Raw genomic sequence first — 11,171 nt, 5'->3', positions numbered from 1 at the left:
TAACGCATTCACACCCAACGAACGACCGACGGCGTCGTCACCGCTGGGCAGCAGCCGCCATCGGTGGCTTTTCACTGCTCGGCATGGTCGCCGCATTCGCCATCGCCCCGTCGGCCAAGGACGCTACCGTCAAGCTGACCGCAGTTCTCGAAAAACTGCCGGCGCCATCCATCACGCTGCTTGATACCGGCAGCACGGTATTTCTGCGCGAGGAGCGTGTCCGCCGCAGCGACACGATCGCCAGCCTGATGCACCGCCTGGGCATCTATGATGGGGAAGCGCTAAATTTCATTCGCAGCGACCCGCAAGCACGGGATATGGCTCGGCACTTGCAGCCAGGCAGTACCGTCAGCGCCAGGGCCGGCGCCTGGGGTGAGCTGCACAGCCTCTACGTCGAGCTACCCGGCAAGGACGCGCTGCTGGTCGTCGAACGCAGCGGTGACGGCTTCGTCGCTCATGAACAAGCGCTGCAACTGGAGAGCCGGACGGTCGTCAAGTCCGGTGAAATCCACCACTCGCTGTTCGGCGCCACCGACGACGCCGACATTCCCGACGCCATCGCCATGCAAATGGTGGCGATTTTTGGCAGCGAGGTCGATTTCCATCGCGACCTGCGCAAGGGAGACCGCTTCTCGCTGGTTTACGAGGCTCTCACCTACCGCGGCCAGGCCGTACGCAGCGGGCGCATCCTGGCTGCCGAGCTGGTCAATGACCAGAAGGTCCTGCAGGCCTACTGGTTTCAGCCCGAGCAGGGCGAGGGCGCTTACCACGCGGCCGACGGCAGCAGCCTGCGCAAGGCGTTTCTACGCTCACCGATAGAATTCTCCCGCATCTCGTCGGGCTTTTCCGGCGCGCGTTTCCATCCCATACTGCGCACCTGGCGAGCTCACAAAGGCGTGGACTATGCAGCGCGCGCAGGGACCGGCATTCTTGCGGTTGCCGACGGTGTCGTCGAAACGGCGGCGCGCGAGAGGGGTTACGGAAACCTGATCGTGCTCAAGCATCAAGGCAGCTACTCGACGGCTTACGGCCACCTCAAGAACTTCGCCCCGGGAATTCGCAAAGGGGCGCGCGTACGCCAGGGCGACACCATTGGCTACGTCGGCCAAACGGGCTTGGCGACCGGCCCACATCTGCACTACGAGTTCCGGGTCAAGGACAAGCCGGTCGATCCACTGGCCATTGCCTTGCCAACTGCGGTTCCGCTCGACAAGGCGCATCTGGCCAGCTTCAGGGCGTCGAGCGAGAAGCAGCGGCGACAACTGGCGATGGCCCGGGAAATATCCCTGGCCTCCGCCGAATAGCCGTCAGCAGCGACGAGCGCGGCGCGGGCGAAAAAAAGCCGTCCCTGCCACCGGGGACGGCTCGCCGGAAAGCATACGACGCCGGCGTTCGACTTTCGGCGGTCAGGGCCGGCCGGGATTGCCGGTCAGCTTCGCGTATTTGACCCACAACTGGTCTTCGCTTTCCTGATTGCCGGGGTCCTTGGGAATGCAATCGACCGGGCACACTTCGACGCACTGCGGTGTATCGTAGTGCCCGACACATTCAGTGCACTTGTTGGGGTCGATCTCGTAGATCTCCTCCCCCTGCGTAATTGCCTCGTTCGGGCATTCGGGCTCGCACACGTCGCAGTTGATGCATTCGTCGGTAATAATCAGAGACATTCTTGCTGTTCCTTCAGATCGTTGAAATTTCTCGTACTCGTTTGGCCAGCCGCTCACAGATGGCCGGGTGTACGAACTTGCTGACATCGCCACCGAGCACGGCGACTTCCCGCACCATGGTCGCCGAAATGAACATGTACTGCTCACCGGGGGTCAGAAACAGTGTTTCGACCTCCGGGAACAGGTTTCTGTTCATCCCCGCCATCTGGAACTCATAGTCGAAATCGGACACCGCGCGCAGGCCGCGGATGATCACCTTGGCACCCTTGTCGTGCAAAAAATCCATCAGCAGGCCGTTGAAACCGCAGACTTCGGCGTTCGGGTAGGGCACCAACAACTCGCGAGCCATCTCGACCCTCTCTTCAAGAGAGAAAAACGGCCGCTTCGGCTGGCTCTCGGCGATCCCCACGATTACCCGGTCGAAAAGGCAGCTCGCGCGCCGCACGAGATCCTCGTGACCCCGGGTCATCGGGTCGAAGGTACCTGCATAGATTGCCATCCGCCTATTCAGCGCCATCCGCTTCGCCTCGCCTCATCAAGTGATAGTAAACCTGGCCTGCCCGCCCACGACGCACCGTGCGCCGGTCGCCGCAACCGTCCAGAGCCCTTTCAGCCTCCACGTAAATCACGCCATCCGCGGCTAGAATGGCCGGCACGTTCGTCGCCAGACGCTCGATCCAGCCCTCATTGAAAGGCGGATCGAGAAACAGCACGTCAAAGCGCGAGCGTGCGGAAGCTGCGAATCTTACCGCATCCGAGCGCACAATCTCCAGGCGCCCAGCCATGCCCAGCGTTCTCGCGTTGAGCTCAAGCGCGGCCACCACCTTCGGCGAGCTGTCGACCAGCGTCACTCTGGCCGCGCCGCGCGACGCCGCCTCGAAGCCGAGCGCGCCGCTGCCAGCGAACAGATCGAGGCAGGAAAGGCCGCTCAGGTCGTTGCCCAGCCAGTTGAACAGGGTCTCGCGCACACGATCCGGCGTCGGCCGCAGACCTGGGGAATCGGGAAAGCGCAAGACACGCCGCCGCCACTCCCCGCCGATGATGCGCACCGTATTCAGCGCCTCACTCCCCGGCGACGATCACCGTCACCAGGTGTTGCGGGCGCACACGACGCGCGAACGCAGCCTTGATGTCGGCGAGAGTCACTTTTTCGATGTTGTCCGGGTAGCGGTCGAGGTAATCAAGCGGCAGCTCATAGAAACCGATGACCGCGACGCTGTTCAGAATCCCGCGATTGCTGTCGAGGCGCAGCGGAAAACTGCCCATCAGATTCTGCTTCGCCGCCAGCAACTCCTCTTCGCTCGGGCCTTGCGCCAGGAAGCCGGCGAGTACTTCGCGAGTCAACTTCAGCGCCTCCTGGGCCTGCTCCTTCTTGGTCTGCAGACCGATCTCGAAGGGCCCCAACTGCGCCAGCGGCTGAAAATAACTATGCACGCTGTACGCCAGACCTCGCTGATCGCGCACCGCCTTCATCAGGCGGGAGACAAAGCCTCCGCCGCCAAGCGAGTAATTGCCAACCAGCAGGGGGAAGAAATCAGGATCACCGCGTTTGAGCGCCGGCAATCCGAGCAGCAGGTGCGCCTGCAGAGCCGGATGCGCAATCCGCTGCTCGCCGGAGCGCGGCAATTCCGGAACGGCAATCGCGGTCATGCCTGGCGTTGCCGGCAATGCCGCAGTCAGCTTCTCGGCCGCTGCCTCGGCTTGCGCACGCGACAGATCGCCAACGATGGTCAGCGTCGCTCGCGGCGCGGTGTAATTGGCGGCATGGAAAGCGAGCACCTGCGGCCGTTCCAGCGCCGCCACCGACTCCGCCGTCGCCTGTCGTCCGTACGGATGCGACGGATACATGGCGGTCCACAACGCCCTCTCGGCGAGCGTCTCTGGACGGGTGAGCGCTTCCTTGAGGGAAGCCACGGAGCGCGCCTTCTCACGCTCGAAAACGGCGGCGGGAAACTGGGGCGTGCTCAGGACGGCGCGGAGCAGATCAAGCGCAACGGCGCGCTTGTCGGCCATCGACAGCGTACGCAGAGCAATCGAAGCGCGATCCCGGTCGACGCCACCGGCCAGCTCGGCGCCGACATCCGCCATCCGGTCGGCTAGCTGCGCCTCGTCCATTCCGGCGACGCCGAGCTCGACGAGTTCGCGGGTCAGGGAAGCGACGCCCGCCTGCCCGGCGCCTTCATAGGCCGTGCCGGCGGCGAAATCGACCTGAATGTCGACAATCGGCAGCGCATGGGTCTCGACGAACAGCACGCGCGCGCCGGCTGTCGTCTGCCAGCGCTCGATTTGGGGCGCGGCGTGCGTCGTTTGCATGCCCAGAGCAAGCAACAGCAGGAACAGAAGCTGGCAGGGATTCATCGCCGGGCACTCATCGCTGAGCAGCTGCGGCCGGCGCGCGCACCGCCGATGGCAAGGGCTGCGGATCGAGCTCGCCAACCGTCAGCTGCTGGTCGTCGAAGTACTTGCGGGCGACCGCCTGAACCTGCTCGGCGGTCACCTCCTGCAATTTTTCGATCAGGCGCCGGTTCTGCGTGTAAGGAATACCCACCGCTTCCAGCTGGCCGATCTCCATGGCCTGCTCAAACATCGAATCAAGCTTGTAGATCTGGCCCGCAATCAGTTGCGCCTTGGCGCGCGCAAGCTCATCCACCGTGACAGCGTTCTGCCGCACGGCAGCGATTTCGGCACGCAACCCGGCCTCGAGTTCGCTGACGGTCCTTCCCTCGCTGGGCGAGCCCTGCAGGTAGAAGAGGCCCGGGCCGCGAGCGGTCGCGTCGTAACTGACCTCGGCCTCGACAGCCAGGCGTTGCCTGCGCACCAGGTTCGTCGACAAGCGCGCGCCGTCGTGGCCGGCGAGTACGGCGGCGAGAATTTCCAGCGCATAGGGATCGACATCCTGGTCGACATTGCGGATGACCGGCACCTTGTAGGCCATCATCAGCAGCGGCAGTTCTGCCGGCGCCTTGACCGTCAGCCGACGCGTGCCGAGCTGAGGGGGTTCGTCCTGAGGCTTTCTGACCGGCAACGGGCGCGCCGGCAGGGGACCGTAGTGCTGCGCGGCAAGCGCGAACACCGCCTGATGATCGATATCGCCGACCACCACCACATAGGCATTGTTCGGCGCATACCAATTGTCATACCAGGCACGCGCATCGGCAGGGGCCAGATTCTCGAGGTCGTTCATCCAGCCGATGATCGGTACGCGATACGGGTGCGCCTGAAAAGCAATGGCAGTCAGCTGCTCGAAGAGCAATGACTGCGGCTGATCATCGGTGCGCAGACGGCGTTCCTCCATGACCACCCTGAGTTCCTGCGCGAACTCGTCGCGGTCGAGGGTGAGATGGCGCATGCGGTCGGCCTCCAGCTGCATCATCTCGGCGAGCTGGTGCCTCGGCACCTGCTGGAAATACGCCGTGTAGTCGCGGCTGGTGAAGGCATTGTCACGGCCGCCGGCAGCGGCGACGCGGCGGTTGAACTCGCCTGGCCCGGCGCTCGGGGTGCCCTTGAACATCATGTGTTCGAGGACATGCGCGACGCCGGTTCGGCCATTCGTTTCGTCCATGCTGCCGGCGCGATACCAGACCATGTGCACGACCGTCGGCGCACGCTTGTCCTCCCTGACGATGACTCGCAGGCCGTTCGGCAGCTGCTGCTCGAAGGTTTCGGCCAGCGCGGGCGGAGGCGCGGCCAGGAGCAGCAATAGAGGAATCAGTCTCGCGTGGCGCATGAGCATGAATCGCTTCTGATAAAATTGCCGGATGTGTCCGGTACTTGCGCCGGCATCTTACCACCGGCCCGCTTCCCGGCCGCCTTGGAGACACGAAAGCACCATGTTTGGTTTCCAGAAGAAGGCTCCCAAGCCTACTCCCGCCAGCAGCACGCCAAGCGTCGGCGAAGACGCGGAGGTGGCGGCAGCCTCGTGGCGCTACCGGCTGAAGAGCGGCCTGTCGCGCACGCGTGCGCAGTTTGGCGGCAGGCTGAAATCGCTGTTCTCCCGCGGCACGGTCGATGAGCAACTGCTGGAAGAGCTGGAAGCCGTGCTGCTGACCAGCGACGTCGGCCTGGACGCCACCCAGCATCTTCTCTACCAGCTGAAGGCGCGCGCCAAACGCGACAAGCTGGCCACCCCGGAGGCGATCCAGAAGGCGCTTTCCGACGCCATGTACGAACTGTTGCAGCCGCTCGAGGAGGCGCTTGATGTGCAATCGCACAAGCCTTTCGTAATCATGATTGCCGGCGTCAACGGTGCCGGCAAGACGACCTCGATCGGCAAACTCGCCAAGCACTTCCAGGCGCAGGGCCTGTCGGTTCTCCTCGCTGCAGGCGACACCTTCCGCGCCGCAGCGCGTGAGCAGTTGCAGACCTGGGGCGAGCGCAACAAGGTGACGGTCATTGCCCAGCAGTCCGGCGACTCGGCGGCGGTGATTTTCGACGCCATCGCTGCCGCCAGGGCGCGCGGCATCGACGTCGTGCTCGCCGACACGGCCGGTCGCCTGCCGACGCAGTTGCATCTGATGGACGAAATCGCCAAAGTGCGGCGAGTGATCCAGAAAGCCGACCCCTCCGCACCGCACGAGACCCTGCTGGTCATCGACGCCAGTTTTGGCCAGAATTCACTGCAGCAGGTCATGGCCTTCGACAAGGCGATCAAGGTCAGTGGCCTGGTGCTGACCAAACTGGATGGCACGGCCAAGGGCGGTGTCGTCGCCGCGATCGCGCGCCAGTGTCCGAAACCCGTTCGCTACATCGGCGTCGGCGAAGGCATCGACGACCTGCGACCCTTCCACGCCCGTGACTTTGTCGATGCGCTATTCGAGTGATTACTGCCAACGCTGTCACCAAACGCTACCCTGAAGGTCACGAAGCGCTCAAGAACGTGAGCTTCGAGATCACCGCCGGGGAAATGGTCTTCCTGACCGGGCACTCGGGCGCCGGGAAATCGACGCTGTTCAAGCTGCTGGCCGCCATCGAGCGGCCAACGTCGGGCAGCATCGTGATCAACGGCCAGAATCTCGCGGCGCTGCGCAAGAGCGCCATTCCCTACCTGCGCCGTAAGCTGGGGCTCATCTTTCAGGACCAGAAACTGCTCTTCGACCGCAGCGTTCTCGACAACGTGCTCCTGCCACTGTCGATCGTCGGCCACCCGGTCAAGGACGCGCCACGTCGCGCGCAGGCCGCGCTCGCCAAGGTCGGCCTGCCGAACCGCGCCAAAGCCTTTCCGATCACCCTCTCCGGGGGCGAGCAGCAGCGCCTGGCGATCGCCCGAGCGGTGGTCAATCGGCCGGCGATCATTCTCGCCGACGAACCGACGGCCAACCTCGACGCCGCTTCGGCGATCGAAATCATCGACATCTTTCGCGCCTTTCAACAGGTCGGGGTAACCGTAGTCATTGCCACTCACGACCCGCTGATCATGGCACGGGTGAATCCCCGGATTCTGCGCCTCGACCAGGGCCAGATGAGTGAGCCGGCAAGTACGCCCTCCGCAGACGGAGTCGCGCCATGACGACCTGGCTGGTACAACACCTCACCGCGCTGCGCGACGCGCTGCGTCGCCTGCTGGGCGCACCACTGAACACGCTGCTGTCATTGCTGGTGATCGGTGTCGCGCTGACCCTGCCGACCGCCGGCTGGCTGGCGATAGAAAACCTGCGAGCGGTCACCGGCGACACCCCTGGCGTCCAGCAGATCAGCATTTTCCTGGCCCTCGAGGCCGGCCCGCCCGAGGTCGCCAGAATCGAGTCGCTGCTGCAGCAGGCGAGCCCGGGAAGCTGGCACTACGTCCCTCGCGACCAGGCGCTGAAGCGCCTGCGGGAGTCCGCGGGAATGGCGGAGATCATAGGCAGCCTGCCCAAGAACCCACTGCCCGACGCCTTTGTCGTCACGCCGGCAGATGCGCAGCCAGAGTCGCTCGAACTGCTCGCGAAAACCTTTGCCAGCTGGCCGAAGGTGGCGCACGTTCAGCTCGACTCGGCATGGGTCAAACGACTCGACGCGCTGCTCCGGCTCGGGAAACTGATCGTCGTTCTGCTCGCCGTGCTCTTTTCCGGTGCGCTGGTGGCCATCACTTTCAACACCATTCGCTTGCAGATCCTGGCCCAGGCGGCGGAGATCGAAGTCGCCAAGCTGATCGGTGCAACGGATAGCTACATTCAGCGCCCGCTGCACTACTTCGGCATGCTGCAAGGGGCCCTCGGCGGCCTCTGCGCAGCGGCCCTGGTCAGCACCGGCAGCCATCTGCTGACCCCTCCGGTCGCGGAACTGGCACGCCTCTATGGCGGCTCCTTCACCCTGCAGGGCTTGGCAGGCAACGACATTGTCGCGCTCACGGCCATCGGCGGTGGCCTGGGCTGGCTGGGGGCCAAGATCTCGGCGCTGATCCATCTGCGTCGCATCAGCTGAGGGCCGCGCCGGCGCCAGGCCGGGAAACGGCAGGCCCCGACGAGCGGCTCAGCCGATCAGCACGCAAGCCCAGACCAAGGGCACGTTGAGCAAGGCCAGCAATACCGCGGCGCTGCCGATATCCTTGGCGCGCTTGGCCAAGGGGTGGCTGTCGAGCGATATCCGGTCTACGGTCGCCTCGATCGCCGAGTTTAGCAGTTCGACGATCAGGACCAGCAATACGCTCGCGATCATCAACGCCCGGCCGACGCCGTCCGGGGCCAAAAAAAACGCCAGCGGTACGAGCAGCACGGCGAGCAGCACCTCCTGGCGAAAAGCGTCTTCGGCAAGGTAGGCAGCGCGCAGCCCCGCCAGCGAATAGTGAAACGCATTCCAGACCCTTTGCCAACCGGTCTTCCCCTTGAACGGGCTTTCGTCAGTCACGGTACTCCCCTGCTAAGGCGATGAGCGGCAAGTATACCGGCGTCGCCGGCGATCCCTGGCGGTGACGCTGCGACGCTTGCTGCGGCCAGCCAGCGGCCGAGACTGTCGTCACTTGCCGGGCTTCGCTACAATGCCGCCCTATTCAATCGGTCAGCAACGATTCCGCTGGTCACACCCCAACAAACAGAGCGCCGCAATGACCCAGGACGAACAGAAGAAAGCCGTAGCCCGTGCAGCCCTTGCCTACCTGGTCGACGGGGAAATCGTCGGCGTCGGAACGGGATCGACCGCCAACTGCTTCATTGACGAGCTGGCCGGAATTCGCCACCGGATCCGCGGAGCCGTGGCCAGTTCCGAAACCACCCGCAAGCGACTCGAAGGCCACGGCATCACGGTCTTCGATCTCGACACGGTGGACGTCATCCCGGTATACGTCGACGGTGCCGACGAGATCAACGCCACGCTGCAGATGATCAAGGGCGGCGGCGGCGCCCTGACCCGTGAAAAGATCGTCGCCGCGGTGGCCGCGAAGTTCGTCTGCATCGCCGACGGCAGCAAACTGGTCACGGTACTGGGTCACTTCCCGCTGCCCGTCGAAGTCATTCCCATGGCCATCGGCCACGTCTGCCGCCAACTGGCGGCAATTGGCGGCACGCCGAGGCTGCGCGAGGGTTTCGTGACCGATAACGGCAATCTGATCGTGGACGTCAGCGGACTCGCCATCCTCGACGCCAGCGCCCTGGAAACGCGGATCAACCAGATCGTCGGCGTGGTGACCAATGGCCTGTTCGCCCACCGGCCGGCCGATGTCTGTCTGCTCGCCACGCAGGGTGGCGTGCAGACGCTGAGCGCGAAATGAACCATCGCGCCGGGTCGCTCAAGGCGGACGCCGGCCCTTGCGCCAGCGTCCGGCACTGGCCAGCATCACGGCAAGCGAGCAAGCCACGCCCTGGATCACCAACCGCGCGCTGAGCGGAATCCAGCGGCGGCTACGGCTTGGGGGGTACGTAACCCTGCACGGCGTCGGCGCCGCTCCCAAAGAAATGCCTCTCCAGCTGCTCGGCCAGGTACTTGCGGTGTGCGGCATCGGCAAGGTTGAGGCGATTCTCGTTGATGATCATGGTCTGCATGCGAACCCATTGCTGCCACGCCTCCTTGGAGACTTCTTCATAAATGCGCTTGCCCAACTCACCCGGATAGGGGGGAAAATCAAGACCTTCAGCCTCACGCCCCAGCTTGATGCAGTTAACCATTCTTGCCATGCAACCCACTCCTTGAAACGCTGCGGACAGCCCGCAGAGCCAAACGTTATGCGTCCCCGCCGGCCGCACGGACCGAGCGGAAAACACGGGAAAAACCTAGAGATACTTGATCAGCACCTTGGAACGACGCTGCAGGTTATAGACCAGCCGCTTTTCGGCCGGCAGCTGATCGACCTGGCGCACGACGAAGCCGCGCTCCCTGAACCACTGCGAGGTCACGGTCGTCAGCACGAACAGGCGCTTGACTCCCGAAGCACGCGCCTTGGCCTCGATGCGCTTCATCAGCAATGCGCCATAACCCCAACGACGATAATGCGGGTGCACGGCCACACAAGCCAGCTCGGCCTCCTCGGCGCCATAAGGGTAAAGTGCCGCGCAGGCGACGATCACCCGATCGTGTTCAACGACCGAGAAGCGCGATATCTCGCGCTCCAGCAACTCTCGTGACCGGCGAACCAGGGAACCTTCTGCTTCGAGCGGTTCGATCAGCGCCACCAGGCCGCCGATATCGTCGGGGCGAGCGTCGCGCAGGATTTCAAGCGACTCGCGGCTGATGACCGTGCCCACGCCGTCACGCGTAAACAGCTCGCGCAATAGCGTACCGTCCTCGTCGTAACCGATCATGTGCACTCGTCCGACACCGGCACGGCCGGCGCGCACCGCGCAGGGGAGATAACGCTTCAGATCGCTCGACAGCCAGTCACCCAGGCTGACCAGCCGCTCGGCCGCGTCCACCGTCAACTCGTCGAGCAGCGCGCCATCGATGTCGGTGGCGCCGCGGCTGTCGGTCAGGAAGATGAGCTTGTCTACCGGCAGCGACGAGGCGACCGCCTCGGCCACCTCCTCCACGGCGAGATTGAAGATCTCTCCGGTCGGGCTCGACCCCAGGCAGGACAGCAGAACGATGTTGCCGAGGCCCAGCTGCGCGCGAATCCCCTCGCTGTCGACCTTGCGCACCTGACCCGAATACTGCAGGTCGACGCCATCGACGACACCGAGCGGCCGCGCGGTCACGAAATTGCCGCCGACGACCCTGATCGTGCTATTGGCCATTGGCGTATCGGCGAGACCCTGTGACAACAGGGCCTCGATCCTGACGTAGATGCTGCCCACCGCGTCGATCGCACAATCGAGGGCGCTGGCATCGGTGACACGATAGTTGCCGTGATAGACCGACTCCAGCCCCTTCTGGCGCAGCAACTCCTCGATCTGCGGCCGCGCGCCGTGAACCAGGATCAGGCGAACGCCAAGCGCCGCCAGAAGGTTAACGTCGTAGGCCAGCGTACGCGCCAGCGGCCCGGCAATTGCCTTGCCGCCAAAAGCGATCAGAAAAGTCTTGCCACGAAACAGATTGACGTACGGCGCAACCGAACGGAACCAGGTAACGAAGTGGGCAGAGCTGAAGTCGTCCGACATG

13 protein-coding genes (1 of these 13 only partly in view) are annotated in these 11,171 nt (G+C 64.2%); 5 read left to right on the top strand and 8 right to left on the bottom strand.

All coding sequences use genetic code 11. From position 1 onward, the window contains the following. Positions 1-1,304 carry the 3' portion of a peptidoglycan DD-metalloendopeptidase family protein gene (locus QZ613_RS01520; RefSeq protein WP_291863303.1) on the top strand. 25 nt of this gene lie to the left of the window's left edge, so 1,304 of the gene's 1,329 nt are visible here — the last part of the coding sequence; the start codon falls outside the window, past its left edge; the stop codon is at positions 1,302-1,304. Positions 1,305-1,406: 102 nt separating this feature from the next. On the opposite strand, the gene QZ613_RS01515 is transcribed toward QZ613_RS01520, so the two are convergent. The 5 genes from QZ613_RS01515 to QZ613_RS01495 are packed head-to-tail and all read right to left on the bottom strand — an operon-like array spanning position 1,407 to position 5,400. Beyond that, the gene (locus tag QZ613_RS01515) at positions 1,407-1,667 is read right to left on the bottom strand and encodes a YfhL family 4Fe-4S dicluster ferredoxin (RefSeq protein WP_043565200.1); all 261 of its coding nucleotides are present in this window, start codon (positions 1,665-1,667) and stop codon (positions 1,407-1,409) included. Positions 1,668-1,680: 13 nt separating this feature from the next. Then, entirely contained in the window at positions 1,681-2,178 is a 498-nt protein-coding gene (gene coaD / locus QZ613_RS01510) for a pantetheine-phosphate adenylyltransferase (RefSeq protein WP_043565317.1), read from the bottom strand. After that, complete coding sequence (gene rsmD / locus QZ613_RS01505) at positions 2,171-2,725, bottom strand: 16S rRNA (guanine(966)-N(2))-methyltransferase RsmD (RefSeq protein ID WP_291863334.1); 555 nt, start codon at positions 2,723-2,725, stop codon at positions 2,171-2,173. The genes coaD and rsmD overlap by 8 nt, the downstream gene beginning before the upstream one ends. 4 nt (positions 2,726-2,729) lie before the next feature. After that, the gene (locus tag QZ613_RS01500) at positions 2,730-4,025 is read right to left on the bottom strand and encodes a pitrilysin family protein (RefSeq protein ID WP_291863305.1); all 1,296 of its coding nucleotides are present in this window, start codon (positions 4,023-4,025) and stop codon (positions 2,730-2,732) included. A gap of 10 nt (positions 4,026-4,035) precedes the next feature. Then, complete coding sequence (locus QZ613_RS01495; RefSeq protein WP_291863307.1) at positions 4,036-5,400, bottom strand: pitrilysin family protein; 1,365 nt, start codon at positions 5,398-5,400, stop codon at positions 4,036-4,038. Between the two features lie 97 nt (positions 5,401-5,497). Here QZ613_RS01495 and ftsY point away from each other — a divergent pair, with 97 nt between their 5' ends. Genes ftsY through ftsX form a run of 3 tightly spaced genes read left to right on the top strand, consistent with a single transcriptional unit; the run spans position 5,498 to position 8,069 of the window. Next, positions 5,498-6,487 (top strand): signal recognition particle-docking protein FtsY, encoded by a 990-nt coding sequence (gene ftsY, locus QZ613_RS01490; protein WP_043565207.1) that lies wholly within the window; start codon positions 5,498-5,500, stop codon positions 6,485-6,487. Next, positions 6,484-7,173 (top strand): cell division ATP-binding protein FtsE, encoded by a 690-nt coding sequence (gene ftsE / locus QZ613_RS01485; protein ID WP_043565209.1) that lies wholly within the window; start codon positions 6,484-6,486, stop codon positions 7,171-7,173. The genes ftsY and ftsE overlap by 4 nt, the downstream gene beginning before the upstream one ends. After that, complete coding sequence (gene ftsX / locus QZ613_RS01480) at positions 7,170-8,069, top strand: permease-like cell division protein FtsX (RefSeq protein WP_291863310.1); 900 nt, start codon at positions 7,170-7,172, stop codon at positions 8,067-8,069. Before ftsE ends, ftsX begins: the two co-directional genes overlap by 4 nt. A gap of 48 nt (positions 8,070-8,117) precedes the next feature. Here ftsX and QZ613_RS01475 read toward each other — a convergent pair whose 3' ends face one another. Next, a complete protein-coding gene (locus QZ613_RS01475; protein ID WP_043565212.1) occupies positions 8,118-8,492 on the bottom strand; it encodes a diacylglycerol kinase in 375 nt (124 codons plus the stop codon). 196 nt (positions 8,493-8,688) lie between these two features. Between QZ613_RS01475 and rpiA the strand changes: the two genes are divergently transcribed. Continuing rightward, positions 8,689-9,351 (top strand): ribose-5-phosphate isomerase RpiA, encoded by a 663-nt coding sequence (gene rpiA / locus QZ613_RS01470; RefSeq protein WP_291863314.1) that lies wholly within the window; start codon positions 8,689-8,691, stop codon positions 9,349-9,351. Between the two features lie 130 nt (positions 9,352-9,481). Here the strand turns inward: rpiA and QZ613_RS01465 are convergent, their stop codons facing one another. Together QZ613_RS01465 and argA are read right to left on the bottom strand one after the other, a co-directional pair. Further along, the gene (locus QZ613_RS01465) at positions 9,482-9,754 is read right to left on the bottom strand and encodes an oxidative damage protection protein (RefSeq protein WP_043565215.1); all 273 of its coding nucleotides are present in this window, start codon (positions 9,752-9,754) and stop codon (positions 9,482-9,484) included. Between the two features lie 96 nt (positions 9,755-9,850). Beyond that, positions 9,851-11,170: an amino-acid N-acetyltransferase gene (gene argA / locus QZ613_RS01460; RefSeq protein ID WP_043565216.1), complete on the bottom strand. Its 1,320-nt coding sequence runs from the start codon at positions 11,168-11,170 to the stop codon at positions 9,851-9,853. Position 11,171 lies beyond the last annotated feature (1 nt).

Source organism: Candidatus Accumulibacter sp. ACC005, assembly GCF_907163215.1.
GTDB lineage: Bacteria > Pseudomonadota > Gammaproteobacteria > Burkholderiales > Rhodocyclaceae > Accumulibacter > Accumulibacter regalis.
Note: the sequence above shows the minus strand (reverse complement) of the source record. Positions and strands in the feature narration are given on the sequence as shown.

What these genes read in the sequence shown, in the direction of transcription:
- ftsX (WP_291863310.1), top strand. Translation starts at nt 7,170, where the DNA reads ATGACGACCTGGCTGGTACAACACCTCACCGCGCTGCGCGACGCGCTG.
- argA (WP_043565216.1), bottom strand. Translation starts at nt 11,170, where the DNA reads ATGTCGGACGACTTCAGCTCTGCCCACTTCGTTACCTGGTTCCGTTCG.
- ftsY (WP_043565207.1), top strand. Translation starts at nt 5,498, where the DNA reads ATGTTTGGTTTCCAGAAGAAGGCTCCCAAGCCTACTCCCGCCAGCAGC.
- rpiA (WP_291863314.1), top strand. Translation starts at nt 8,689, where the DNA reads ATGACCCAGGACGAACAGAAGAAAGCCGTAGCCCGTGCAGCCCTTGCC.
- QZ613_RS01500 (WP_291863305.1), bottom strand. Translation starts at nt 4,025, where the DNA reads ATGAATCCCTGCCAGCTTCTGTTCCTGCTGTTGCTTGCTCTGGGCATG.
- QZ613_RS01515 (WP_043565200.1), bottom strand. Translation starts at nt 1,667, where the DNA reads ATGTCTCTGATTATTACCGACGAATGCATCAACTGCGACGTGTGCGAG.
- QZ613_RS01495 (WP_291863307.1), bottom strand. Translation starts at nt 5,400, where the DNA reads ATGCTCATGCGCCACGCGAGACTGATTCCTCTATTGCTGCTCCTGGCC.
- QZ613_RS01465 (WP_043565215.1), bottom strand. Translation starts at nt 9,754, where the DNA reads ATGGCAAGAATGGTTAACTGCATCAAGCTGGGGCGTGAGGCTGAAGGT.